We start from the raw sequence: 23,865 nt of genomic DNA on the forward strand, positions 1-23,865 counted from the left end.
AAGGGGGTATGCCAGCACCCGAGCTTGTATTCAGCTAAGCGGGTCGAGGGAATTAACCCTGACGCTGCTTGTGGCGGGGCTCAGTGCAGATGACCCGCACTGCGCCACGACGCCGAATGATCTTGCAGTTACGGCAAATTTTCTTGACGGAAGCTCGAACTTTCATCGTTCTCTCCAGTTTGCTAACAGGGGCTGCGCAATCAGCGCATCATGCCACCGCTGCCATAGCCTTTGAGGTTGGCCTTCTTCATCACCGACGCATACTGATTTGACATCAGATGCGACTGCACCTGGGCCATGAAGTCCATGACCACCACGACCACGATGAGCAGAGAGGTGCCGCCGAAATAGAACGGAACCTGCCATGCAACAACGAGGAATTGAGGCATCAGGGAGACTAGGGTGATGTAGAGGGCGCCGAACAGCGTCAGGCGAGTCATCACCTTATCGATGTAACGGGCGGTCTGTTCGCCTGGGCGAATACCCGGCAGAAACGCTCCTGACTTCTTGAGGTTGTCAGCAACATCCTTCGGATTGAAGACCAGCGCCGTGTAGAAGAAGCAGAAGAATACTACAGCGGCAGCGAAAAGCAAGATATACAGTGGCTGACCCGGCCCGAGAGCCTGAGATGCCGTCTGCAACCATTGCATGCTTTCACTCTGGCCAAACCATTGACCCATCGACGCAGGGAACAGCAGGATGCTTGACGCGAAGATCGGCGGGATGACCCCGGCCATGTTGACCTTCATCGGCAAGTAGCTGCTCTGACCTGCATACATCTTGTTGCCAACCTGACGGCGCGGATAGTTCACCGTGATGCGGCGTTGGCCGCGTTCGATGAACACCACGAAGGCAACGGTAATGACTGCGAGCAGCGTCAGCGCCAGCAGCGGAAGCACATTCCAGGCACCATCATTGCGCGCCAGTTCGAAAGACTGGCCGATGGCACTCGGCAGCCCGGCGACAATACCAGCAAAGATGATCAGTGAGATCCCGTTGCCGATACCCTTCTCGGTGATCTGCTCTCCCAGCCACATCAGGAACACTGCACCAGCCACGAACGTACTCACGGCGGTGAAGTAGAAGCTGAAGTCAGCGGAATAGGCGACACCGTTTCCGACCAGTCCGACTGCCATGCCGATCGATTGGACCAGGGCCAGTACTACCGTGCCGTAGCGCGTGTACTGGCTGATCTTGCGACGGCCGGCCTCGCCTTCCTTTTTCAACTGCTCAAGCTGAGGCGAGACCACCGTCAGGAGCTGCATGATGATCGACGCGGATATGTAGGGCATGATGCCCAGCGCGAAGATACTCATTCGCTCCAGTGCACCACCGGAGAACATGTTGAACATGCTCAGGATGGTGCCCTGGTTTTCCCTGAACAAGGCAGCAAGCTGGTCAGGATTGATACCGGGAACGGGGATGTGTGCACCGATTCGGTACACCACGATGGCGATGAACACGAAGCGCAAACGCGCCCAGAGTTCGCTCAACCCACTTCCCTGCATCGCCGGTACGTTTCCTGACTTAGCCATTTAGTCCTCTACCTTGCCACCGGCAGCTTCGATCGCAGCACGGGCACCCTTGGTGACCTTAATGCCGCGAACCGTGACTGCCTTGTCCAGTTCGCCGGAGAGCATGACCTTCGCGAACTTCGTGGAATCACGAAGCACGTTGGCCTTCTTCAGCGTTTCGAGGTCGACGATCTCGCCGTCTACCAGTGCCAGTTCGCTCAGGCGCACTTCTTCGGAAATCAGAGACTTCGCGGAAGTGAAACCAAACTTCGGCAGGCGACGCTGCATAGGCATCTGACCGCCTTCGAAGCCCGGCTTGACGCTGCCACCGGAACGGGACTTCTGGCCCTTGTGGCCACGACCGCCGGTCTTACCAAGACCGGAGCCGATACCACGACCGACACGCTTTGCAGCGTGCTTGGAGCCCGGGGCCGGACTCAGGGTATTCAATTTCATGGATTACTCTCCCTCAACACGGACAAGGTAGTGAACCTTGTTGATCATGCCGCGTACCGCGGGGGTGTCTTCCAGCTCGACAGTGTGACCGATGCGGCGCAGGCCAAGACCTTTCATAGTGGCCTTGTGCTTTTCGAGGACGCCGATGGTGCTGCGGATCTGGGTTACCGTGATCTTAGCTGCCATGGTGCCTTACCCCGCAATCTTGTCGACAGACAGGCCACGCTTGGCGGCGATGTCTTCCGGAGATTTCATGGCAGCGAGACCGTTGATGGTCGCGCGCACCACGTTGACCGGATTGGTGGAACCGTAGCACTTGGCCAGGACGTCATGGACGCCTGCCAGTTCGAGCACGGAACGCATCGCACCGCCGGCAATGATGCCGGTACCTTCGGACGCTGGCTGCATGTAGATCTTGGATGCGCCGTGACGAGCCTTCACCGGGTACTGCAGGGTGTGGCCCTTCAGGTCAACCTTGATCATGTTGCGACGAGCTTGGTCCATTGCCTTCTGGATCGCGACCGGCACTTCACGTGCCTTGCCACGGCCGAAGCCAACACGACCATTGCCGTCACCAACGACAGTCAGAGCGGTGAAACCGAAGATACGGCCGCCCTTGACTACCTTGGCGACGCGGTTGATCTGCACGAGCTTCTCTTGCAGGTCACCGCCCTTCTGTTCGATATTCGCCATCGTAAAACCCTTTAGAATTCCAGGCCGCCTTCACGTGCGGCATCGGCCAGGGCCTTCACGCGACCGTGGTACTTGTACCCGGAGCGATCGAAAGCCACTTGCTTGATACCCGCTTCCTTCGCGCGCTCGGCAATCAGAGCACCCACCTTGGCGGCGGAGTCCGAGTTACCGGTAGAACCTTCGCGCAGGCTCTTGTCGAGCGTGGATGCGGTGGCCAGGACCTGGCCGCCATCCGGCGAGATGATCTGCGCGTAGATGTGACGCGGGGTGCGGTTCACGCACAGGCGAAACACGCCCAGCTCGCGGATTTTCGCACGAGCGCGGCGGGCACGACGGAGACGAGATTCTTTCTTCGCGTTCATAACCCTGCCTTACTTCTTCTTGGCTTCTTTACGACGGACGACTTCGTCGCTGTACCGAATACCTTTGCCCTTGTAGGGCTCCGGCGGACGGAATGCGCGAATCTCTGCGGCGACCTGACCCAAAGCCTGCTTGTCAGCAGACGTGAGGACGATCTGAGTGTTCTTCGGCGTTTCAGCCGTAACACTTGCCGGCAGTTCATAGTCGACCGGGTGTGAGAAGCCCAGTGTCAGGTTGATTGTCTGGCCTTTGGCCTGGGCACGATAACCCACACCATTGATTTCCAGAGACTTGGTGAAGCCTTCGGAAACACCAGACACCATGTTGTTGACCAGAGCACGAGTGGTACCAACCATCGCCCAGTTCTTGGCGGTCTCGGACGGAACGAAGGTCATTTGACCTTCTTCCATAGAGATGACCACGTCCTGGTGGACGGTCAGTTCCAGCTGGCCTTTGCTGCCCTTCACGGTCAGCTTGTCGCCGTCGAGCTTTGCCTCGACGCCGTTCGGCAATTTAACCGGATACTTGGCTACGCGGGACATTCCAAACTCCTAGAATACGGTGCAGAGGACTTCGCCGCCGACACCAGCTTGACGGGCCGCACGATCGGTCATCACGCCCCGGGAGGTGGAAACGATCGCAATACCCAGGCCATCTGCGACTTTCGGAAGCTCACCCTTGCCTTTGTACTGGCGCAGGGACGGCTTGGAAATACGCTTGATGCTCTCGATAACCGACTTGCCTTCGAAGTACTTGAGGGTCACGGTCAGTTCCGGCTTGGCGCCTTCTGCGACGGCAAACTCGGAAATATAACCCTCTTCCTTCAATACGCGGGCCACTTCAACCTTGAGCTTGGAAGACGGCATGGTAACCGTCTCCTTGGTGGCCATCTGCGCATTGCGGATACGAGTGAACATATCCGCCAGAGTGTCTTGCATGCTCATTTACGTTGCGCTCCTGAATTCTTGCAGTGGTGTTACCAGCTGGACTTGGTCAGACCAGGCACGTCACCACGCATAGCGGCTTCACGCAGCTTGTTGCGGCTCAGGCCGAACTTGTTGTAGTAGCCGTGCGGACGGCCAGTGATACGGCAGCGGTTACGCTGACGGACCGGGCTGGCATCACGCGGCAGCTGCTGCAGCTTCAGCTGTGCGTCGAAGCGCTCTTCTTCAGAAGCGTTGACGTCGTTGATGATGGTCTTCAGTGCGTCGCGTTTGGCGGCGTACTTAGCGACCAGCTTGGTGCGCTTGAGCTCGCGCTCAACCATGCTTTTCTTTGCCATGATCCACCCTTATTTCTTGAACGGGAAGTTCAGCGCGCCCAGCAACGCACGACCTTCATCATCGGTGTTGGCGCTAGTGGTGATGGTGATGTCCAGGCCACGAATCCGGTCGATCTTATCATACTCGATCTCCGGGAAGATGATCTGCTCACGCACACCCATGGAGTAGTTTCCACGGCCATCGAAGGACTTCGGGTTCAGACCACGGAAGTCACGAACGCGCGGGATAGCCACGTTCACGAGACGGTCCAGGAAGTCCCACATACGATCGCTGCGCAGGGTCACCTTAACACCGATCGGCCATCCTTCGCGGACTTTGAAGCCAGCGATGGACTTGCGTGCCTTGGTGACGATGGGCTTCTGACCAGAAAGCATCTGGAGATCGGCAAACGCGTTGTCGATCAGCTTCTTGTCAGCGGTGGCTTCACCGATACCCATGTTCAGGGTCACCTTGGTGATGCGGGGAACCTGCATCACATTGGCGTAGCCGAACTGCTCTTTAAGCTGGGCGGCCACTTCGTTCTGATAACGTTCTTTCAAGTTCGCCATGTTGTACCCGACTCGCGTTAGGCGTCGATCAGCTTCTGAGTCGACTTAAAGATGCGTACCTTAGTACCGTCTTCCTGTACCTGGATTCCGACACGATCCGCCTTGCCGGTCTCCTGGTTGAAGATGGCCACGTTGGACGCGTGAATCGGAGCCTCGCGCTCGACGATACCCCCCTGGGTGCCCAGCATCGGGTTGGGCTTGGTGTGACGCTTGATCATATTCACACCGGACACGAGCAGACGCTCACCTTTCAGCACCTTGCTGATGGTACCGCGCTTGCCCTTGTCCTTCCCGGCGATGACGATGACTTCATCGTCACGTTTGATCTTTTGCATATCCGCTTCCGCTCCTTACAGCACTTCGGGCGCCAGGGAAATGATCTTCATGAACTTCTCACTGCGAAGTTCACGGGTAACCGGGCCGAAGATACGGGTACCGATCGGCTGTTCGTTGGTGTTGTTCAACAGAACGGCCGCATTACCGTCGAAGCGGATCACGGAACCGTCATTACGACGGACACCGGCTTTGGTACGAACGACCACTGCCTTCATGACCTGGCCTTTCTTGACCTTGCCACGCGGGATAGCTTCTTTGACGGTGACCTTGATGATGTCTCCAACACGAGCGTAACGGCGGTGTGAACCACCCAGCACCTTGATGCATTGCACCCGGCGCGCGCCACTGTTGTCGGCGACATCCAGCATTGTCTGAGTCTGAATCATCGGTTTTCTCCAAACCTAATCTGACTGCCTGGTGGGAACTGGCCTAGGGATTAACCCTTGGCCTGTTCAACCACCTCGACCAGGGTCCAGGCTTTCTTCTTGGACAGCGGACGAGTCTCGGCGATAGAGACGGTGTCACCGATCCGAGCCTGATTCGCCTCATCATGGGCGTGCAGCTTGGTGGAGCGTCTCAGGTACTTGCCATAGATCGGGTGACGCTCACGGCGCTCGACCATGACAACGATGGATTTTTCCATCTTGTCACTCACCACCTTGCCGGTGAGTGTGCGTGCTTTAGTTTCTTCGGCCATTTTACTCACCTGACTTCTGGTTGAGCACAGTCTTAACCTGAGCAATTTGGCGACGAGTCTGCTTGAGCAGGTGAACCTGGCTCAGCTGGCCTGTTGCCTTCTGCATGCGCAGATTGAATTGCTCACGCAGCAGTTCGAACAACTGCTCCTGGAGCGCCTCGACTGACTTTTCACGGAGTTCTTGGGCTTTCATCACATCACCGTCCGCTTAACAAAGGTGGTGGAGATCGGCATCTTCATAGCGGCCAGGCTAAATGCTTCACGGGCCAGCTCTTCGGATACACCTTCGATCTCGTAGAGGACCTTGCCGGGCTGGATCTGAGCGACCCAGTACTCGACAGAACCCTTACCTTTACCCATACGAACTTCCAACGGCTTGTTGGAGATCGGCTTGTCTGGGAAGACACGGATCCAGATCTTACCGCCACGCTTGACGTGACGAGTGATGGCACGACGGCCAGCTTCGATCTGACGAGCGGTGATACGACCACGGCCGGTGGCTTTCAGGCCAAACTCACCAAAGCTTACCTTGCTTCCGCGATGCGCCAGGCCACGGTTGCGACCTTTCTGCATCTTGCGGAATTTCATACGCTTGGGCTGTAACATCGATTACCCCCTTACTTGCCTTTCTTCTTGGGTGCGGACGCGGGCTGCTTCGCCTTGGCTCGCACCTCTTCGATGCCACCGAGGATCTCGCCTTTGAAGATCCAGACCTTGACACCAATGATGCCGTAGGTGGTGTGAGCTTCGAAGGTGGAGTAATCAATGTCAGCACGCAGGGTGTGAAGCGGAACGCGGCCTTCGCGGTACCATTCGGTACGGGCGATTTCGGCACCGCCGAGACGACCAGAGAGCTGAATCTTGATGCCCTTGGCGCCCAGACGCATTGCGTTCTGCACAGCACGCTTCATCGCACGACGGAACATGACACGACGCTCGAGCTGACCTGCCACATTGGCAGCAACCAGCTTGGCATCGAGTTCCGGCTTGCGAATCTCCTCGATGTTGATGTGGACGGGAACGCCCATCATCTCGGAAACTTCACGACGAAGGCGGTCGACATCTTCACCTTTCTTACCGATCACGATACCCGGACGGGCGGTGTGAATGGTAATACGGGCGTTGTTTGCCGGACGCTCGATGCTGATGCGGCTCACGGAAGCGCTTTTCAGACGCTCTTCCAGGAATCCACGCACCTGCAGATCGTTGTTCAGTTTGTCGGCATAGGTAGCGCCTTCGGCGTACCAGACAGAGGTATGATCCTTGACAATACCCAGTCGGAAACCTGTCGGATTAACTTTCTGACCCATTGGTCGTCTCCTACTTCTCGGCTACCTTGACGGTGATATGACAAGTGCGCTTCAAGATACGATCCGCACGGCCTTTGGCACGTGGCTGGATGCGCTTGAGCGTCATGCCCTCGTCGACACAGATAGTCGAGACGCGAAGCTCGTCAATGTCCATGCCGTTGTTTTCTTCCGCATTCGCGATCGCGGACTGCAGAACCTTGCGAACAATCTTCGCGGCCTTCTTCGGTGAGAAAGCGAGCAGATTCAGCGCCTCGGCGACCGGCTTACCGCGCACCTGGTCAGCCACCAAACGGGCCTTCTGGGCGGATAAACGAGCGCCGCGCAGCTTAGCAGCTACTTCCATCTCTTAAATCCTCTCTGGCTTACCGTTTGGCTTTTTTATCTGCAGCGTGCCCGCGGTATGTGCGGGTGGCAGCAAACTCGCCGAGCTTGTGACCGACCATTTCCTCAGAAACGAGAACCGGGACATGCTGGCGACCGTTATGGACGGCAATGGTGAGCCCGACCATGTTCGGCAGGATCATGGAACGACGCGACCAGGTCTTGATCGGTTTGCGGTCGTTCTTTTCCACTGCTGTCTCAACCTTCTTCAGCAGATGAAGGTCAATAAAAGGACCTTTCTTCAGTGAACGTGGCACAGCCGTTACCCCTCAATATCTGTTACTTGGCCTTGCGGCGACGGACGATAAGCTTATCGGTGCGCTTGTTCTTGCGAGTCTTGTGACCCTTGGTCGGGACGCCCCACGGGCTGACCGGGTGACGGCCACCAGAGGTACGACCTTCACCACCACCATGCGGGTGATCGACCGGGTTCATCGCGACACCGCGAACAGTCGGGCGCACGCCTCTCCAACGCTTAGCACCGGCCTTGCCCAGTTGACGGAGGCTGTGCTCGGAGTTGCCCACTTCGCCGAGAGTTGCACGGCATTCGGACAGCACCTTACGCATCTCGCCAGAGCGCAGACGCAGCGTGGTGTAGTTACCGTCACGTGCCACGACCTGGGCACTGGTACCTGCACTACGAGCGATCTGGGCGCCCTTGCCTGGCTTCAGCTCTACACAGTGAACGGTGGAACCCACCGGGACATTGCGCAGCGGCAGAGCGTTGCCTTTCTTGATCGGTGCGTTAACACCAGACTCGAGACGATCGCCAGCAGAGACACCTTTCGGTGCAATGATGTAGCGACGTTCGCCGTCAAGGTACTTCACCAGCGCGATGTTCGCGCTACGGTTCGGATCGTACTCCAGACGCTCAACGATGGCCGGAATGCCATCCTTGTTGCGCTTGAAATCGACCAGACGGTAATGGTGACGATGACCACCGCCGATGTGGCGAGTAGTGATGCGACCATTATTGTTACGACCACCGGACTTTGACTGCTTTTCAAGCAGCGGAGCGTACGCGCGACCTTTGAAAAGTTCGTCATTGACGACCTTTACCAGGTGGCGGCGACCGGCGGAGGTAGGTTTTGTCTTAACAATTGCCATGTTCCGTACTCCTGCCTTACTCGGCGCCAGAGAAGTCTTCGATGGTCTCGCCGGCGGCCAGAGTTACATAGGCCTTGCGATAACCAGCGCGACGACCAACACCGCGAGCGGTGCGCTTGGTCTTGCCTTTCATGTTCAGAACCTGAACACGATCGACTTTCTTACCAAACAGCGCTTCGACGGCTTTCTTGATTTCGGGCTTTGTCGCGTCGCTGGCAACCTTGAACACGTACTGGTTGTTCTCGGCAGCGACCGCGGCCTTCTCGGTCATGTGAGGACCAAGCAGGACCTTGAATACGCGTTCCTGATTCATCCCAGGTTCTCCTCGAACTTGCGCAGGGCAGCGACAGTCATCAGCACCTTGTCGTAACCGACGAGGCTGACCGGGTCAGCGCCAGCGACATTGACGACGTCAACATACGGGATGTTGCGCGCGGCCAGGTACAGGTTGACGTCCTGCTCTTCAGTGACGATCAGCGCTTTCTCAAGGCCCAGTTCCTGGAGCTTGGCGATCAGCAGCTTGGTCTTCGGAGCTTCGACGCTGATAGCATCGACCGCGACCAGGCGATCCTGACGGACCAGCTCGGACAGGATGGAACGCATGGCAGCGCGATACATCTTGCGGTTGACCTTGTGCGAGTGGTCCTGAGGACGCGCTGCAAAGGTCACACCGCCAGAACGCCACAGCGGGGAACGGATGGTACCGGCACGTGCACGACCAGTACCTTTCTGACGCCACGGCTTCTTGCCACCGCCGGACACGTCAGAACGGGTCTTCTGAGCCACGGTACCTTGACGTGCACCAGCCAGATAGGCGGTGACGACCTGGTGAACCAGAGCCTCGTTGAAGTCCTTACCAAAGGTGGCATCGGAGACGTCTACTGCGCCGCCTGCACCTGCAAGATTAAGATTCATCGGTTAATTCCCCTCAGCGAGCTTTCACAGCGGAACGCACGATCACTTCGCCGCCCGGAGCACCTGGAACGGCACCCTTGACCAGCAGAAGATTGCGTTCAGCGTCGACGCGGACCACTTCCAGGCTCTGGACGGTGGAACGGACGTTGCCCATCTGGCCAGCCATCTTCTTACCTTTGAAGACGCGGCCCGGGGTCTGACAGTTACCGATGGAACCCGGCGCGCGGTGCGACAGTGAGTTACCGTGGGTAGCGTCTTGGGTGCGGAAGTTCCAGCGCTTAACTGCGCCCTGGAAACCTTTACCCTTGGAGGTGCCGGTCACGTCAATCTTTTGACCAGCTTCAAAGAGGGATACGGTGAGTTCGCCGCCCACTGCAGGAGCTTCGTCACCTTCGTTCAGGCGGAATTCCATCAGGGTACGGCCAGCCTCAACACCCGCCTTGGCATACTGACCAGCAGTTGCCTTGGTGAGGTGCTTGGCTTTACGAGAGCCAGTTGTCACCTGAATAGCATTGTAGCCGTCAGTCTCGAGAGACTTGATGGTCACGATGCGGTTCGGCTCAACTTCAATCACGGTAACCGGCACAGAGGCGCCAGCTTCGGTGAAGACACGGGTCATCCCGGCCTTCTTACCGACTAAACCGATAGACATGTTCAGTCTCCTTTAGTGTACGGGGCTGTCACCCGCTATGGCTGCCCTTTCCAGAGCATTCCACTAGCACATTGTATGACGCCATCCCGGCGTGGCGGCTGCTGCTCTATCAGTGAGAGCGCTGGGCCGCAGTGACTAGTGAGGTATCAGTCAACCTTGATCTGGACGTCCACACCGGCAGCCAGGTCAAGCTTCATCAGCGCGTCGACAGTCTTCTCTGTCGGCTCGACAATGTCGAGAACGCGCTTGTGGGTACGAATCTCATACTGGTCACGCGCGTCCTTGTTGACGTGCGGAGAGACCAGGATGGTGTAACGCTCGCGACGGGTCGGCAGCGGGATCGGGCCACGAACCTGAGCACCGGTACGCTTTGCAGTTTCAACGATCTCTGCAGAGGACTGGTCGATCAGACGGTGGTCGAATGCTTTCAACCGGATGCGAATCTTCTGGTTTTGCATTGCCCAAAACTCCAATGGATGTCGACGGCGTAGGCCGTCACCCACGCATTCAAAGGATGCGCATTATAGGCAGACTGACATCAGGTGTCAAACATGCGAGAAAAGGGGGCCCATCAGGGCCCCCTTCTGTGTCAGGTAAGGAGAACCTTACTCGACGATTTTGGCCACGACGCCAGCGCCGACGGTACGACCGCCTTCACGGATAGCGAAACGCAGACCATCTTCCATGGCGATCGGAGCGATCAGAGACACGACCATCTGGACGTTGTCGCCCGGCATGACCATCTCGACGCCTTCCGGCAGCTCACAGGTACCAGTGATGTCAGTGGTACGGAAGTAGAACTGCGGACGATAGCCTTTGAAGAACGGAGTGTGACGACCGCCTTCTTCCTTGGACAGGACGTAGACTTCGGCTTCGAACTTGGTGTGCGGCTTGATGGAGCCCGGCTTGGCCAGAACCTGGCCACGCTCGACGTCATCACGCTTGGTGCCGCGCAGCAGGGCGCCGACGTTTTCGCCAGCACGACCTTCGTCCAGCAGCTTGCGGAACATCTCGACACCGGTAACGGTAGTCTTGGTGGTGTCACGCACGCCGATGATCTCGATCTCTTCGCCAGTCTTGACCAGACCACGCTCGATACGGCCAGTGACGACGGTACCGCGGCCAGAGATGGAGAAGACGTCTTCGATCGGCATCAGGAACGGCTGGTCGATAGCACGCTCCGGCTCCGGGATGTACGCATCCAGGGCCTTGATCAGGTTGGCAACGGCGGTAGTACCCATGCCGTTGTCGTCCTTGCCTTCCAGAGCCATCAGGGCAGAGCCGATGATGATCGGAGTGTCGTCGCCCGGGAAGTCGTACTCACTCAGGAGTTCACGAACTTCCATCTCGACCAGCTCGAGCAGTTCTTCGTCATCGACCATGTCAGCCTTGTTCAGGAAGACAACGATGAACGGAACGCCGACCTGACGGGACAGCAGGATGTGCTCGCGAGTCTGCGGCATGGGGCCGTCAGCAGCGGAACAGACCAGGATAGCGCCGTCCATCTGGGCAGCACCGGTGATCATGTTCTTGACGTAGTCGGCGTGACCCGGGCAGTCGACGTGCGCGTAGTGACGCACTTCGGACTGATATTCCACGTGAGCGGTGGAGATGGTGATACCACGCTCACGCTCTTCCGGGGCATTATCGATGGAGTCAAACGCACGCGCGTCACCACCGAAGACTTCTGCAGAGACGCGAGTCAGAGCCGCAGTCAGAGTGGTCTTGCCGTGATCGACGTGACCAATGGTGCCGACGTTGACGTGCGGCTTCGAACGCTCAAATTTTTCCTTAGCCACTGCTATAACCTCTTTCGTTAGCTAATCGGTTACTTCTGATTGATGACGGCTTCGACGATGCTGTTCGGTGCTTCGTCGTATTTCGCAAACTCCATGGAGTAGCTTGCGCGGCCCTGGGTCTGTGAGCGCAGGTCGGTCGCATAACCGAACATCTCACCCAGCGGCACCAGTGCATTGATGATCTTGCCAGTGGAAGAATCATCCATGCCCTGAACGAGGCCACGACGACGGTTCAGGTCGCCCATGACGTCACCCATGAAATCTTCAGGCGTGACGACTTCGACTTTCATGAGCGGCTCAAGCAGCACCGCACCCGCTTTCGGGGCACCGGCCTTGATCGCCATGGAAGAGGCGACCTTGAACGCAGTCTCGTTGGAGTCGACGTCGTGGTAGGAACCATCGAACAGCGTGACCTTGACGTCGATCATCGGATAACCGGCGATGACACCATTCTTGAGCTGCTCAGCGGCGCCCTTCTCGACGGCCGGCACGTATTCCTTCGGAACCGCACCACCGACGATCTCGGACTCGAACTTGAAGGTCATTTCTTCGTCGTCGCCCTTGTCCTCTGCAGTGAGAGGCTCAATGCGAAGCCAGACGTGACCGAACTGACCACGACCGCCGGACTGACGAACGAACTTGCCTTCCTGCTCGACCTTGGTACGGATGGTCTCACGGTAAGCCACCTGCGGCTTGCCGATGTTCGCCTCGACATTGAACTCGCGACGCATGCGGTCGACGAGGATGTCCAGGTGAAGCTCACCCATACCGGAGATGATGGTCTGACCGGACTCTTCGTCGGTCTCGACGCGGAAGGACGGATCTTCCTGGGCCAGCTTGCCCAGTGCAACACCCATCTTTTCCTGGTCGGCCTTGGACTTCGGCTCGACAGCGACGGAGATGACCGGCTCAGGGAATTCCATGCGCTCAAGCACGATCTTGTGATCCGGGTCACACAGGGTGTCACCGGTGGTCACGTCTTTCAGACCGATACATGCGGCGATATCGCCAGCATAGACTTCCTTGATCTCCTCACGAGAGTTGGAGTGCATCTGGACGATACGACCGACACGCTCCTTCTTGCTCTTGACGGAGTTGAAGACGCCATCACCAGACTTCAGCACGCCCGAGTAGACGCGAATGAAGGTCAGGGTACCAACGAACGGATCGGTCGCGATCTTGAACGCCAGCGCCGCGAACGGAGCCTTGTCGTCAGCTTCGCGGGTCTCGATGGTACCGTCCTTGTCGTCAAGCTCACCTTCGATGGCCTTGACTTCAAGCGGAGACGGCATGTATTCGATGACCGCATCCAGAACCGCCTGGACACCCTTGTTCTTGAAGGCAGAACCACAGGTCACGAGGCAGATTTCGTTGGCCAGGGTACGCTGACGCAGCGCAGCCTTGACTTCTTCCTCGGACAGCTCGCCTTCTTCAAGGTACTTGTCCATCAGCTCTTCGGACGCTTCAGCAGCAGACTCGAGCATGTGTTCACGCCATTCGGCAGCGGTATCTTGCAGCTCGGCCGGAATGTCGATCAGCTCGTAGTTCATGCCGTGATTGTCTTCGTCCCAGACAATGGCCTTCATCTTGATCAGGTCGATGACGCCCTTGAACTCGTCTTCCGCACCCCAGTTGATCTGGATCGGGACGGCGTTCGCGCCCAGGCGCTTGCGCACCTGCTCGACGACCATGAAGAAGTCCGCGCCAGCGCGGTCCATCTTGTTGACGAAGATCATGCGCGGAACTTCGTAACGGTTGGCCTGACGCCAGACAGTCTCTGTCTGCGGCTGGACACCGGAAGAACCACACAGCACCACGACCGCGCCATCGAGAACACGCAGTGAACGCTCGACTTCAACAGTGAAGTCAACGTGCCCCGGAGTATCGATGATGTTGATACGGTGCTCGTCGAACTGCTTGCTCATGCCCTGCCAGAAGCAGGTGGTCGCCGCAGAGGTGATCGTGATGCCACGTTCCTGTTCCTGCTCCATCCAGTCCATGGTGGCAGCACCATCGTGGACTTCGCCGACCTTGTGAGACAGGCCGGTATAGAACAGGACGCGCTCGGTAGTGGTAGTCTTACCGGCGTCGACGTGGGCACAGATACCGATGTTGCGGTAACGCTTAAGTGGAGTCTTGCGTGCCACGGTGAGTATCCCCGTTGTTTAGAAGCGGTAGTGGGAGAAGGCCTTGTTGGCTTCTGCCATGCGGTGCACGTCTTCACGCTTCTTCACAGCAGAACCCTTGCCTTCAGCGGCATCCAGGATCTCGCCAGAGAGGCGCTGCACCATGGTCTTTTCGCCGCGCTTGCGCGCAGCGTCCACCAGCCAACGCATGGCCAGTGCCTGACGACGGGAAGGACGAACTTCAACCGGCACCTGGTAGGTTGCACCACCAACACGACGGGACTTCACTTCGACCATCGGCTGGATGGCTTCCAGCGCCTTGTCGAAGAGGTCCAGCGGCTCGTCATTGGAGCGTTCGGCAACACGATCGAGAGCACCGTAAACGATGCGCTCAGCTGCAGACTTCTTGCCGCTGATCATCAGGTGGTTCATGAACTTGGCCAGGCGCTCGCTTCCGAACTTCGGATCCGGCAGGATTTCGCGCTTAGCTGCTACACGTCTTCTAGGCATGATAAGCCCTCAGTAGAAGGGTCCTTCAGGTAAACCCGGGACGCCTCGCGTTGGACGCGACGCCCGACCTTACTCTTATCAGACCGATATTAAACTTTGAATTACGCCTTCGGACGCTTGGCGCCGTACTTGGAACGGCCCTGCTTACGGTTCTGCACGCCAGAGGTATCCAGTGCACCACGAACGGTGTGGTAACGGACACCCGGCAAATCCTTCACACGACCGCCACGGATCAGAACAACAGAGTGTTCCTGAAGGTTGTGACCTTCACCGCCGATGTATGAAGTGACTTCGAAGCCGTTGGTCAGGCGAACACGGCAAACCTTACGGAGTGCGGAGTTCGGCTTCTTCGGGGTAGTAGTGTATACACGGGTACACACGCCACGCTTCTGCGGACATGCCTGCAGCGCAGGGACGTCGCTCTTGGACGCCTGACGCTTGCGCGGCTTGCGCACGAGCTGGTTAACGGTTGCCATTTGCTTGCTCCAATGGGTTGTACTGCCTTCCAACAACAGGGCAGGATGCACCTGCCCTACTGTTAAAGGCTGCATATTCTAGGGCTTGGGCCACAAGGGCGTCAACCCCGCCGTCAGAGACGGCGGGGCGCAAGACCTCAGAGGTCGTCGTCGTCCGCGTCGAGGGCAGTGAGCTGAGCGCCCAATTCCTGCTCGACGTCCTGTGCCGACGGGGCCGGTGCGAGCGGCAGGCCATCGCGACGGCGGCGACGCTCGTCGTGATAGGCCAGGCCAGTACCCGCCGGAATCAGGCGACCGACCACGACATTCTCCTTCAGACCACGGAGATAATCGCGCTTGCCGGTGACAGATGCCTCGGTCAGAACTCGCGTGGTTTCCTGGAAGGACGCCGCGGAGATGAACGATTCAGTTGCCAGGCTCGCCTTGGTGATACCGAGCAGGATGCGATCGAACTTGGCCGGGAACTTGCCGTCGGCCTCGAGACGCATGTTTTCTTCGACGACGCGGGCGTATTCCACCTGGTCGCCTGTGATGAAGGTGGAATCGCCAGAATCGGTGATCTCGACCTTGCGCAGCATCTGACGCACGATGACTTCGATGTGCTTGTCGTTGATGCCGACACCCTGGAGGCGATAGACCTCCTGGACTTCGGTGGTGATGTACTTGGTCATTTCCGCGACGCCGAGCAGACGCAGGATATCGTGCGGGTTGCTCGGGCCATCGGAGATGACTTCACCCTTCTCGACCGTTTCACCTTCGAAGACGCTGATCTGGCGCCATTTCGGGATCAACAGCTCGAACGGATCACCTTCCACCGGCGTGATGGTCAGACGACGCTTGCCTTTGGTTTCCTTGCCGAAGGTCACGGTGCCGGAGATCTCGGCCAGAATGGCCGGCTCTTTCGGACGACGTGCTTCGAACAGGTCGGCAACGCGCGGCAGACCACCGGTGATGTCCTTGTTACCGGACGCTTCCATCGGGATACGTGCGATGACGTCACCCACGCCGACGGCTGCGCCATTCTCGGCGGACACCACGGCATTGCCCGGCAGCAGGTACTGGACCGGCGTGTTGGAGCCCGGCAGTGTCACGTGCTTGCCGCTACCGTCTACCAGCATGATCATCGGACGCTTGTCACGGGCCGCGGACGGACGTGAAGCACTTTCGATGACCTCGATGGAGGACAGGCCGGTCATTTCGTCAGTGGTACGGTTGATGGTCTGGCCATCTTCCATGTCCGTGAACTGCACCTGACCCGCGACTTCCGCGACGATCGGGTGAGTGTGCGGATCCCACTTGGCGACGGACTGACCAGAGGCCACCGGATCGCCGTCACGTACGGACAGCTCAGCACCGTACGGGAGCTTGTAGAATTCGCGCTCACGGCCGTGGTCATCCGCCACTGCCAGTGCGCTGGAACGCGAGACGACAATCAGCTTGCCATCGGCACGTTCGACCGACTTGATGTTGTGCAGACGCACGCTGCCGCCATGCTTGACCTGGACACTGTCCACGGCGGAGGCACGCGAAGCGGCACCACCGATGTGGAAGGTACGCATGGTCAGCTGGGTACCCGGCTCACCGATGGACTGTGCCGCGATGACACCGATGGCTTCACCGACGTTGACCTGATGGCCACGCGCCAGGTCACGACCGTAACAGGCCGAGCAGACACCGTGCACGGTTTCACAACCGATGGTGGTACGCACGATGATCTCATCGACACCCATGGTATCGAGCTGTGCACACCAGGCTTCGTCGAGCAGCGTACCGCGTGCGATCAGGACCTCATCAGAGACCGGATCGATCACGTCCTGCGCCACGACACGACCCAGCACACGCTGGGACAGCGGGACGATGATGTCGCCGCCTTCGATGACCGGGTGCAGAATCAGACCTTCCTGAGTGCCGCAATCCGCTTCGGTGATGACCAGATCCTGGGCAACATCGACCAGACGACGGGTCAGGTAACCGGAGTTGGCGGTCTTCAGTGCCGTATCCGCCAGACCCTTACGGGCACCGTGCGTGGAGATGAAGTACTGGAGTACGTTCAGACCTTCACGGAAGTTGGCGGTGATCGGCGTCTCGATGATCGAGCCATCCGGCTTGGCCATCAGGCCACGCATACCAGCCAGCTGACGAATCTGTGCGGCGGAACCACGCGCACCGGAGTCGGCCATGATGAAGACGCTGTTGAAGGAGTCCTGCTCCATCGGCTTGCCGTCTTCGTCATTGACCACTTCGCCTTTCCAGTTGACGACGGTCTCTTTCGAGATACCTGCCATCATCTCCTTGGCGACACGGTCGTTGGCACGCGCCCAGATATCGATGACCTTGTTGTACTTCTCGCCCGCGGTCACGAGACCGGAGGAGAACTGGTCTTCGATCTCTTTCACTTCGTCTTCGGCCGCGTCGATGATGACCTTCTTCGCGTCCGGGATGACGAAGTCGTTGACGCCGATGGAGGCGCCGGACCAGGTCGCGAGACGGAAGCCGGTGTACATCAGCTGGTCAGCGAAGATGACGGTGTCCTTCAGACCGACACGACGGTACGCCTCGTTGATCAGACCGGAGATGGCTTTCTTCTTCATCACCTGGTTGATCAGCTCGAACGGCATGCCCTTCGGCAGAATGCGGAACAGCAGTGCGCGACCGATGGTGGTGTCGTGCAGGGACGTCTTCTCGTACAGCTCGCCGGACTCTTCGTCCTTGAGCGTCTCGGTCAGACGGACCTTGACCATCGCGTGCAGGTGAGCGCTGTGCGTACCGAAGGCACGCTCGACTTCACCCAGGTTCGCGAAGGCCATGCCCTCACCCTTGGCACCGATCTTCTCGCGGGTCATGTAGTACAGACCCAGCACGACGTCCTGGGACGGCACGATGATCGGCTCGCCGTTGGCCGGCGACAGCACGTTGTTGGTCGACATCATCAACGCACGCGCTTCCAGCTGGGCTTCCAGCGTCAGCGGTACGTGGACAGCCATCTGGTCACCATCAAAGTCGGCGTTATACGCAGCGCAGACCAGCGGGTGCAGTTGGATGGCCTTGCCTTCGATCAGCAGCGGCTCGAACGCCTGGATACCCAGACGGTGCAGAGTCGGGGCACGGTTCAGCAGCACCGGGTGCTCGCGGATGACGTCGGCGAGGAAATCCCAGACTTCCGGGGCTTCGCGCTCGACCATCTTCTTGGCGGCCTTGATGGTGCTGGCGTGACCGGAGGCCTGCAGCTTGGCGTAGATGAACGGCTTGAACAGCTCAAGCGCCATCTTCTTCGGCAGACCACACTGGTGCAGACGCAGGGTCGGGCCGACGGTGATGACGGAACGACCGGAGTAGTCGACACGCTTGCCCAGCAGGTTCTGACGGAAACGACCCTGCTTGCCCTTGATCATGTCGGCCAGCGACTTCAGCGGACGCTTGTTGGAACCGGTGATGGCGCGACCGCGACGACCGTTGTCGAGCAGTGCATCCACGGATTCCTGCAGCATGCGCTTCTCGTTGCGCACGATGATGTCCGGCGCATTGAGGTCGAGCAGACGCTTGAGGCGGTTGTTGCGGTTGATCACACGACGATACAGATCGTTCAGATCCGAGGTCGCGAAGCGGCCGCCGTCCAGCGGTACCAGCGGACGCAGGTCCGGCGGCAGCACTGGCAGCACTTCCATGATCATCCAGCCCGGCTTGTTGCCGGAATAGTAGAAGGCTTCCAGCAGCTTGAGGCGCTTGGACAGCTTCTTGATCTTGGTCTCGGAGTTGGTCTGCGGAATCTCTTCACGCAGGCGCTCGACCTCTTCTTCCAGCTCGATGTCCTCGAGCAGCGCCTTGATGGCCTCGGCACCCATGCGGGCATCGAAATCATCACCGAATTCTTCCAGCGCTTCGAAGTACTGCTCATCGTTGAGCAGATGACCCTTCTCGAGGGTCGTCATGCCCGGATCGATGACCACGAAGCTTTCGAAGTACAGCACGCGCTCGATATCACGCAGAGTCATGTCGAGCAGCATGCCGATACGGGACGGCAGAGACTTCAGGAACCAGATATGCGCGACCGGGCTCGCCAGTTCGATGTGAGCCATACGCTCACGACGCACTGCCGCCTTGGTCACTTCAACGCCACACTTCTCACAGATGATGCCGCGATGCTTCATCCGCTTGTACTTGCCACACAGGCACTCGTAGTCCTTCACCGGGCCAAAGATCTTGGCACAGAAAAGACCATCACGTTCCGGCTTGAATGTCCGGTAGTTGATGGTTTCAGGCTTCTTCACTTCACCAAAAGACCACGAGCGAATCATGTCCGGAGACGCCAGGGTAATCTTGATGGCGTCGAATTCTTCGGACTGCGCCTGCGATTTGAGAACTTTCACCAAATCTTTCATGGGTCGCTCCGTTGCGGAGTTGTCATGGGCAAAGCCTGGCTGCTGACACCAGGCTTTGCGGACCGTCAATACTTGTGGCTTTTCGGCGTCAGCCTTCCAGCTCCATGTCGATACCCAGCGAGCGGATTTCCTTCACCAGCACGTTGAAGGATTCGGGCATGCCCGCCTGCATGGTGTGATCGCCATCTACGATGCTCTTGTACATCTTGGTACGGCCTTCCACGTCATCGGACTTGACCGTGAGCATCTCCTGGAGGGTGTAGGCAGCGCCGTACGCCTCGAGGGCCCAGACCTCCATCTCACCGAAGCGCTGACCACCAAACTGCGCCTTACCACCCAGCGGCTGCTGCGTGACGAGGGAGTAGGAGCCGGTCGAACGCGCATGCATCTTGTCATCCACCAGGTGGTTGAGCTTGAGCATGTACATGTAACCGACGGTCACCTTGCGATCGAACTTCTCGCCGGTGCGGCCATCGTAGAGGTCCATCTGTCCGGAATCAGGGATACCGGCCAGCGTGAGCAACTGCTTGATCTCGTGTTCCTTGGCGCCATCGAAGACCGGCGTTGCCATCGGCACGCCCTTCTTCAGGTTGTGCGCCATGGTGATGATTTCATCATCGCTGAGCACGGAGAGGTCTTCCTGGCGACCGCCGACGGTGTTGTACACCTTGTCGAGGAATTCGCGGATCTGCTTGACCTGCTCGGCACGCTCTTCGCGCAGCATGTGCTCGATCTTCACGCCCAGACCACGCGCGGCCATGCCGAGGTGGGTCTCGAGGATCTGACCGACGTTCATGCGCGACGGAACACCCAGCGGGTTCAGCACGACGTCAACCGACTCGCCATTGCCATCGAACGGCATGTCTTCGACCGGCATGATCGCGGAAATGACACCCTTGTTACCGTGACGACCGGCCATCTTGTCACCCGGCTGGATACGACGCTTCACGGCGACGTATACCTTGACGATCTTGAGCACGCCCGGTGCCAGATCATCGCCCTGGGTGAGCTTGCGCTTCTTGTCTTCGAAGCGTTCGTCCATCTCGCGACGACGGATCTCGAGCTGCTCATCGGCCTGAGCCAGCAGTTCGTTGAGAGATTCGTCCTGCAGACGCAGCTTGAACCACTCCTGGCGCGGCAGTGCTTCCAGGTAGTCATCGGTCAGCACGTCGCCCTTCTTGAGCTTCGGACCACCGTTGACGGCCTGACCGACCAGGTTGCGCTGCATACGCTCGAAGGTCGCCTCTTCCGCGATGCGGTAGGTTTCCTGCAGGTCCTTGCGGACCTCGGCCAGCTGCATCTGCTCGATGGAGAGCGCACGCTGATCCTTCTCGACGCCGTCACGGGTGAAGACCTGAACGTCGATGACGGTGGCCTTCATGCCGGTCGGGGCACGCAGAGAGGTGTCCTTAACGTCGGACGCCTTCTCGCCGAAGATGGCACGCAACAGCTTCTCTTCCGGCGTCAGCTGGGTCTCGCCCTTCGGCGTGACCTTGCCGACCAGGATGTCGCCCGGGTTCAGCTCGGCACCGATGTAGACGACACCGGACTCATCCAGCTTGGAGAGTGCGGATTCGCCGACATTCGGGATATCGGAAGTGATTTCTTCCGGCCCGAGCTTGGTGTCACGCGCGACACAGGTCAGTTCCTGGATATGGATGGTGGTGAAGCGATCTTCCTGCACCACACGCTCCGAGAACAGGATGGAATCCTCGAAGTTGAAGCCGTTCCAGGGCATGAACGCCAGACGCATGTTCTGACCCAGGGCCAGATCACCCATGTCGACGGACGGGCCGTCGGCCAGGATGTCGCCGATGGCGACTTCGTCGCCAGGGCGCACGATCGGGCGCTGGTTCTGACAGGTATTCTGGTTCGAGCGCACGTACTTGGTCAGGTTGTAGATATCAACGCCGGCTTCACCGCCGATGATCTCTTCTTCCCGCACACGTACGACGATGCGCTTGGCATCGACGGAATCGATGACGCCGCCACGACGTGCCACGGCGCAGACGCCGGAGTCACGCGCCACGAAGCGCTCCATGCCGGTACCGACCAGCGGCTTGTCAGCCTTCAGAGTCGGAACGGCCTGACGCTGCATGTTCGCACCCATCAAGGCGCGGTTGGCATCATCGTGCTCGAGGAACGGGATCAGTGCGGCAGCGACAGAGACGACCTGACGCGGAGACACGTCCATCATGGTGACCTTTTCCGGCGCCATGAAGGTGGTCTCGCCACGGTGACGAACCTGAACCAGGTCGTCGACCAGACGGCCGTTCTCGTCGACGGTCGCGGAGGCCTGGGCGATGATGAAATCGCCTTCCTCGATCGCGGACAGATCGACGACATCGTCGGTGACCTGACAATCCACGACCTTGCGGTACGGCGTCTCGAGGAAGCCATAGCTGTTGGTCTTGGAGTAGGTCGCCAGCGAGTTGATCAGACCGATGTTCGGGCCTTCCGGCGTTTCGATCGGGCACAGACGGCCGTAGTGCGTGGCGTGAACGTCACGAACTTCGAAGCCGGCGCGCTCACGGGTCAGACCACCCGGGCCAAGCGCGGAGACACGGCGCTTGTGCGTCACTTCGGACAGCGGGTTGTTCTGATCCATGAACTGGGAGAGCTGGCTGGAACCGAAGAATTCCTTCACCGCCGCCGCAACCGGCTTGGCGTTGATGAGATCCTGCGGCATCAGGCCTTCGCTCTCGGCCATGGACAGACGCTCCTTGACCGCACGCTCGACGCGGACCAGGCCGACACGGAACTGGTTTTCCGCCATTTCGCCCACAGAGCGAATACGACGGTTACCCAGGTGGTCGATGTCATCGACATCGCCATTGCCGTTACGGATGCTGATCAGCTCCTTCATGACGGTCAGGATATCGTCCTGATCGAGCACGCCGCTGCCGGTATCGCTTTCGCGACGCAGGCGACGGTTGAACTTCATGCGGCCCACGCCCGACAGGTCGTAGCGGTCTTCGCTGAAGAACAGGTTCTGGAACAGTGACTCTGCTGCATCCTTGGTGGGCGGCTCGCCCGGACGCATCATGCGGTAGATCTCGACCAACGCCTCGAGCTGGTTACGCGTGGTATCCAGTTTCAGGGTATCGGACACGAACGGACCGCAATCCAGGTCGTTGGTGTAGATGACTTCGAACTGGGTGATCTTGGCCTGAGCCATCTTCTCCAGCAGTTCCGGAGTGATCTCGCTGTTGCTTTCGCAGACCAGCTCACCAGTGGCCGGATCGATCTGATCCTTGGCCAGCACCTTGCCGTACAGGTAGTCCATCGGCACTTCGAGACGCTCGAGGCCGGAGGCTTCCATCTGACGGACGTGCTTCTGTGTAATACGACGACCTTCCTCCACGATCACGCTACCGTCGGCATCCTTGATGTCGAAGGCGGCGGTCTCGCCACGCAGACGTGCCGGCACCAGCTCAACGGAGAAGCCGCTGCGCTCGATGTGGTACATCGTGGTGTCGAAGAACGTACCGAGAATCTCTTCGCTGGTCATGCCCATGGCACGCAGCAGAACGGAAGCCGGCAGCTTGCGACGACGGTCGATACGGACGTAGACGTTGTCCTTCGGATCAAACTCGAAGTCCAACCAGGAACCGCGGTAAGGAATCACACGTGCGGAGTACAGCAGCTTGCCGGACGAGTGGCTCTTGCCCTTGTCGTGGTCGAAGAACACACCCGGCGAGCGGTGCAGCTGTGACACGATGACACGTTCGGTACCATTGATGACGAAGGTACCGTTCTCTGTCATCAGGGGGATTTCCCCCATGTAGACTTCCTGCTCCTTGATGTCCTTGATCGCCTTGTTCGACGATTCCTTGTCATAGATCATCAGGCGCACTTTCACGCGCAGCGGTGCAGAGTAAGTGACTCCGCGCAGCTGACATTCCTTGACGTCGAACGCCGGCGTACCGAAGCGGTAGCTGACATACTCGAGCGCTGCGTTGCCAGAGAAGCTGGCAATCGGGAACACGGACTTGAAGGCAGCGTGAAGGCCGACTTCCAGGCGCTGTTCTGGCGCCCTGTCCTGCTGGAGAAAGTCGTGGTAGGAATCAAGCTGGATGGCCAGCAGGTAAGGCACATCCATCACTTGGGGCAGTTTGCCAAAATCCTTGCGGATGCGTTTTTTCTCAGTGTATGAGTAAGCCATCTGTATTCCCCAGCTTGTTCACCTTGGGTGACCGATGCGTGGTCGGCTCATCCCTGATGGCGCGGCGATGTCCATCAGGCGCGGACGGCAAGCCTCCCTTGCGGGCTGGCTCGCCGTCATAATTCGTCTTGCAACAGAAAAAGGCTGGTGGCGGAGTC

General features: G+C 58.7%; 29 protein-coding genes. All 29 read right to left on the reverse strand.

Annotated features, from left to right (window positions below; all coding sequences use genetic code 11):
• Positions 1-52: 52 nt before the first annotated feature.
• The 29 genes from rpmJ to rpoB all read right to left on the reverse strand — a co-directional run bounded on the left by rpmJ (position 53) and on the right by rpoB (position 23,707).
• On the reverse strand, positions 53-166 hold the full coding sequence (gene rpmJ, locus U0O11_RS16715; RefSeq protein ID WP_077373351.1) for a 50S ribosomal protein L36: 114 nt from the start codon (positions 164-166) through the stop codon (positions 53-55).
• 34 nt (positions 167-200) lie between these two features.
• On the reverse strand, positions 201-1,535 hold the full coding sequence (secY, locus tag U0O11_RS16720) for a preprotein translocase subunit SecY (RefSeq protein WP_043334831.1): 1,335 nt from the start codon (positions 1,533-1,535) through the stop codon (positions 201-203).
• Entirely contained in the window at positions 1,536-1,970 is a 435-nt protein-coding gene (gene rplO / locus U0O11_RS16725) for a 50S ribosomal protein L15 (RefSeq protein ID WP_043334834.1), read from the reverse strand.
• 3 nt (positions 1,971-1,973) lie between these two features.
• The gene (gene rpmD, locus U0O11_RS16730; RefSeq protein ID WP_024950669.1) at positions 1,974-2,156 is read right to left on the reverse strand and encodes a 50S ribosomal protein L30; all 183 of its coding nucleotides are present in this window, start codon (positions 2,154-2,156) and stop codon (positions 1,974-1,976) included.
• Between the two features lie 6 nt (positions 2,157-2,162).
• Positions 2,163-2,663 carry a 30S ribosomal protein S5 gene (gene rpsE / locus U0O11_RS16735; RefSeq protein ID WP_054556902.1) on the reverse strand — a complete coding sequence of 167 codons (501 nt, stop codon included), beginning with the start codon at positions 2,661-2,663 and terminating at the stop codon, positions 2,163-2,165.
• An 11-nt stretch (positions 2,664-2,674) separates the two neighbouring features.
• The gene (rplR, locus tag U0O11_RS16740; RefSeq protein ID WP_024950667.1) at positions 2,675-3,025 is read right to left on the reverse strand and encodes a 50S ribosomal protein L18; all 351 of its coding nucleotides are present in this window, start codon (positions 3,023-3,025) and stop codon (positions 2,675-2,677) included.
• A gap of 9 nt (positions 3,026-3,034) precedes the next feature.
• Positions 3,035-3,565, reverse strand: a complete 531-nt coding sequence (gene rplF, locus U0O11_RS16745) for a 50S ribosomal protein L6 (protein ID WP_216060035.1) — start codon at positions 3,563-3,565, stop codon at positions 3,035-3,037.
• 9 nt (positions 3,566-3,574) lie between these two features.
• Positions 3,575-3,967, reverse strand: a complete 393-nt coding sequence (gene rpsH, locus U0O11_RS16750) for a 30S ribosomal protein S8 (RefSeq protein WP_043334840.1) — start codon at positions 3,965-3,967, stop codon at positions 3,575-3,577.
• Between the two features lie 32 nt (positions 3,968-3,999).
• Positions 4,000-4,305, reverse strand: a complete 306-nt coding sequence (gene rpsN / locus U0O11_RS16755; RefSeq protein ID WP_043334842.1) for a 30S ribosomal protein S14 — start codon at positions 4,303-4,305, stop codon at positions 4,000-4,002.
• Between the two features lie 9 nt (positions 4,306-4,314).
• Entirely contained in the window at positions 4,315-4,854 is a 540-nt protein-coding gene (gene rplE / locus U0O11_RS16760) for a 50S ribosomal protein L5 (protein WP_043334844.1), read from the reverse strand.
• A 17-nt stretch (positions 4,855-4,871) separates the two neighbouring features.
• Positions 4,872-5,189: a 50S ribosomal protein L24 gene (rplX, locus tag U0O11_RS16765; protein WP_043334846.1), complete on the reverse strand. Its 318-nt coding sequence runs from the start codon at positions 5,187-5,189 to the stop codon at positions 4,872-4,874.
• 15 nt (positions 5,190-5,204) lie between these two features.
• On the reverse strand, positions 5,205-5,576 hold the full coding sequence (rplN, locus tag U0O11_RS16770) for a 50S ribosomal protein L14 (RefSeq protein ID WP_043334850.1): 372 nt from the start codon (positions 5,574-5,576) through the stop codon (positions 5,205-5,207).
• Positions 5,577-5,626: 50 nt separating this feature from the next.
• Positions 5,627-5,887: a 30S ribosomal protein S17 gene (rpsQ, locus tag U0O11_RS16775; protein WP_043334852.1), complete on the reverse strand. Its 261-nt coding sequence runs from the start codon at positions 5,885-5,887 to the stop codon at positions 5,627-5,629.
• A gap of 1 nt (position 5,888) precedes the next feature.
• Complete coding sequence (rpmC, locus tag U0O11_RS16780) at positions 5,889-6,080, reverse strand: 50S ribosomal protein L29 (protein WP_024950659.1); 192 nt, start codon at positions 6,078-6,080, stop codon at positions 5,889-5,891.
• Positions 6,080-6,493, reverse strand: a complete 414-nt coding sequence (gene rplP / locus U0O11_RS16785) for a 50S ribosomal protein L16 (RefSeq protein ID WP_043334854.1) — start codon at positions 6,491-6,493, stop codon at positions 6,080-6,082. The genes rpmC and rplP overlap by 1 nt, the downstream gene beginning before the upstream one ends.
• An 11-nt stretch (positions 6,494-6,504) precedes the next feature.
• Positions 6,505-7,197, reverse strand: coding sequence for a 30S ribosomal protein S3 (gene rpsC, locus U0O11_RS16790; protein ID WP_043334856.1), 693 nt, complete (start codon positions 7,195-7,197; stop codon positions 6,505-6,507).
• A gap of 10 nt (positions 7,198-7,207) precedes the next feature.
• On the reverse strand, positions 7,208-7,540 hold the full coding sequence (gene rplV, locus U0O11_RS16795) for a 50S ribosomal protein L22 (protein WP_043334859.1): 333 nt from the start codon (positions 7,538-7,540) through the stop codon (positions 7,208-7,210).
• 19 nt (positions 7,541-7,559) lie between these two features.
• Positions 7,560-7,835 (reverse strand): 30S ribosomal protein S19, encoded by a 276-nt coding sequence (gene rpsS, locus U0O11_RS16800; RefSeq protein WP_024950655.1) that lies wholly within the window; start codon positions 7,833-7,835, stop codon positions 7,560-7,562.
• Between the two features lie 22 nt (positions 7,836-7,857).
• Positions 7,858-8,685: a 50S ribosomal protein L2 gene (rplB, locus tag U0O11_RS16805; protein WP_043334862.1), complete on the reverse strand. Its 828-nt coding sequence runs from the start codon at positions 8,683-8,685 to the stop codon at positions 7,858-7,860.
• Between the two features lie 16 nt (positions 8,686-8,701).
• Positions 8,702-8,998, reverse strand: a complete 297-nt coding sequence (gene rplW, locus U0O11_RS16810) for a 50S ribosomal protein L23 (RefSeq protein WP_043334865.1) — start codon at positions 8,996-8,998, stop codon at positions 8,702-8,704.
• Complete coding sequence (rplD, locus tag U0O11_RS16815; protein WP_054556901.1) at positions 8,995-9,600, reverse strand: 50S ribosomal protein L4; 606 nt, start codon at positions 9,598-9,600, stop codon at positions 8,995-8,997. Before rplD ends, rplW begins: the two co-directional genes overlap by 4 nt.
• A gap of 13 nt (positions 9,601-9,613) precedes the next feature.
• The gene (gene rplC / locus U0O11_RS16820) at positions 9,614-10,252 is read right to left on the reverse strand and encodes a 50S ribosomal protein L3 (protein WP_024950651.1); all 639 of its coding nucleotides are present in this window, start codon (positions 10,250-10,252) and stop codon (positions 9,614-9,616) included.
• Positions 10,253-10,398: 146 nt separating this feature from the next.
• Positions 10,399-10,710, reverse strand: coding sequence for a 30S ribosomal protein S10 (gene rpsJ, locus U0O11_RS16825; protein WP_024950650.1), 312 nt, complete (start codon positions 10,708-10,710; stop codon positions 10,399-10,401).
• Positions 10,711-10,857: 147 nt separating this feature from the next.
• Positions 10,858-12,051 carry an elongation factor Tu gene (gene tuf / locus U0O11_RS16830; RefSeq protein ID WP_043334873.1) on the reverse strand — a complete coding sequence of 398 codons (1,194 nt, stop codon included), beginning with the start codon at positions 12,049-12,051 and terminating at the stop codon, positions 10,858-10,860.
• Positions 12,052-12,080: 29 nt separating this feature from the next.
• Positions 12,081-14,198, reverse strand: coding sequence for an elongation factor G (gene fusA, locus U0O11_RS16835; protein ID WP_043334876.1), 2,118 nt, complete (start codon positions 14,196-14,198; stop codon positions 12,081-12,083).
• 18 nt (positions 14,199-14,216) lie between these two features.
• Entirely contained in the window at positions 14,217-14,687 is a 471-nt protein-coding gene (gene rpsG, locus U0O11_RS16840) for a 30S ribosomal protein S7 (protein ID WP_043334878.1), read from the reverse strand.
• A 101-nt stretch (positions 14,688-14,788) separates the two neighbouring features.
• Positions 14,789-15,163, reverse strand: a complete 375-nt coding sequence (gene rpsL, locus U0O11_RS16845; RefSeq protein ID WP_043334880.1) for a 30S ribosomal protein S12 — start codon at positions 15,161-15,163, stop codon at positions 14,789-14,791.
• 137 nt (positions 15,164-15,300) lie between these two features.
• Positions 15,301-19,542, reverse strand: coding sequence for a DNA-directed RNA polymerase subunit beta' (gene rpoC / locus U0O11_RS16850; protein ID WP_043334882.1), 4,242 nt, complete (start codon positions 19,540-19,542; stop codon positions 15,301-15,303).
• Between the two features lie 88 nt (positions 19,543-19,630).
• On the reverse strand, positions 19,631-23,707 hold the full coding sequence (gene rpoB, locus U0O11_RS16855) for a DNA-directed RNA polymerase subunit beta (protein ID WP_043334884.1): 4,077 nt from the start codon (positions 23,705-23,707) through the stop codon (positions 19,631-19,633).
• Positions 23,708-23,865: the final 158 nt, after the last annotated feature.

Origin of the sequence: Cobetia sp. D5, from assembly GCF_035666195.1 — a bacterium.
GTDB lineage: Bacteria > Pseudomonadota > Gammaproteobacteria > Pseudomonadales > Halomonadaceae > Cobetia > Cobetia amphilecti.

What these genes read in the sequence shown, in the direction of transcription:
- rplX (WP_043334846.1), bottom strand. Translation starts at nt 5,189, where the DNA reads ATGCAAAAGATCAAACGTGACGATGAAGTCATCGTCATCGCCGGGAAG.
- rpsL (WP_043334880.1), bottom strand. Translation starts at nt 15,163, where the DNA reads ATGGCAACCGTTAACCAGCTCGTGCGCAAGCCGCGCAAGCGTCAGGCG.
- rpsJ (WP_024950650.1), bottom strand. Translation starts at nt 10,710, where the DNA reads ATGCAAAACCAGAAGATTCGCATCCGGTTGAAAGCATTCGACCACCGT.
- rpsG (WP_043334878.1), bottom strand. Translation starts at nt 14,687, where the DNA reads ATGCCTAGAAGACGTGTAGCAGCTAAGCGCGAAATCCTGCCGGATCCG.
- rpmJ (WP_077373351.1), bottom strand. Translation starts at nt 166, where the DNA reads ATGAAAGTTCGAGCTTCCGTCAAGAAAATTTGCCGTAACTGCAAGATC.
- rplW (WP_043334865.1), bottom strand. Translation starts at nt 8,998, where the DNA reads ATGAATCAGGAACGCGTATTCAAGGTCCTGCTTGGTCCTCACATGACC.
- rpsE (WP_054556902.1), bottom strand. Translation starts at nt 2,663, where the DNA reads ATGGCGAATATCGAACAGAAGGGCGGTGACCTGCAAGAGAAGCTCGTG.
- secY (WP_043334831.1), bottom strand. Translation starts at nt 1,535, where the DNA reads ATGGCTAAGTCAGGAAACGTACCGGCGATGCAGGGAAGTGGGTTGAGC.
- rplC (WP_024950651.1), bottom strand. Translation starts at nt 10,252, where the DNA reads ATGTCTATCGGTTTAGTCGGTAAGAAGGCCGGGATGACCCGTGTCTTC.
- rpoB (WP_043334884.1), bottom strand. Translation starts at nt 23,707, where the DNA reads ATGGCTTACTCATACACTGAGAAAAAACGCATCCGCAAGGATTTTGGC.
- rpsN (WP_043334842.1), bottom strand. Translation starts at nt 4,305, where the DNA reads ATGGCAAAGAAAAGCATGGTTGAGCGCGAGCTCAAGCGCACCAAGCTG.
- rplB (WP_043334862.1), bottom strand. Translation starts at nt 8,685, where the DNA reads ATGGCAATTGTTAAGACAAAACCTACCTCCGCCGGTCGCCGCCACCTG.
- rplE (WP_043334844.1), bottom strand. Translation starts at nt 4,854, where the DNA reads ATGGCGAACTTGAAAGAACGTTATCAGAACGAAGTGGCCGCCCAGCTT.
- rplD (WP_054556901.1), bottom strand. Translation starts at nt 9,600, where the DNA reads ATGAATCTTAATCTTGCAGGTGCAGGCGGCGCAGTAGACGTCTCCGAT.
- rplN (WP_043334850.1), bottom strand. Translation starts at nt 5,576, where the DNA reads ATGATTCAGACTCAGACAATGCTGGATGTCGCCGACAACAGTGGCGCG.
- rpsC (WP_043334856.1), bottom strand. Translation starts at nt 7,197, where the DNA reads ATGGGTCAGAAAGTTAATCCGACAGGTTTCCGACTGGGTATTGTCAAG.
- rplO (WP_043334834.1), bottom strand. Translation starts at nt 1,970, where the DNA reads ATGAAATTGAATACCCTGAGTCCGGCCCCGGGCTCCAAGCACGCTGCA.
- rpsH (WP_043334840.1), bottom strand. Translation starts at nt 3,967, where the DNA reads ATGAGCATGCAAGACACTCTGGCGGATATGTTCACTCGTATCCGCAAT.
- rplP (WP_043334854.1), bottom strand. Translation starts at nt 6,493, where the DNA reads ATGTTACAGCCCAAGCGTATGAAATTCCGCAAGATGCAGAAAGGTCGC.
- rplV (WP_043334859.1), bottom strand. Translation starts at nt 7,540, where the DNA reads ATGGAAGTAGCTGCTAAGCTGCGCGGCGCTCGTTTATCCGCCCAGAAG.
- rpmC (WP_024950659.1), bottom strand. Translation starts at nt 6,080, where the DNA reads ATGAAAGCCCAAGAACTCCGTGAAAAGTCAGTCGAGGCGCTCCAGGAG.
- rpsQ (WP_043334852.1), bottom strand. Translation starts at nt 5,887, where the DNA reads ATGGCCGAAGAAACTAAAGCACGCACACTCACCGGCAAGGTGGTGAGT.
- rpmD (WP_024950669.1), bottom strand. Translation starts at nt 2,156, where the DNA reads ATGGCAGCTAAGATCACGGTAACCCAGATCCGCAGCACCATCGGCGTC.
- rplF (WP_216060035.1), bottom strand. Translation starts at nt 3,565, where the DNA reads ATGTCCCGCGTAGCCAAGTATCCGGTTAAATTGCCGAACGGCGTCGAG.
- rplR (WP_024950667.1), bottom strand. Translation starts at nt 3,025, where the DNA reads ATGAACGCGAAGAAAGAATCTCGTCTCCGTCGTGCCCGCCGCGCTCGT.
- rpoC (WP_043334882.1), bottom strand. Translation starts at nt 19,542, where the DNA reads ATGAAAGATTTGGTGAAAGTTCTCAAATCGCAGGCGCAGTCCGAAGAA.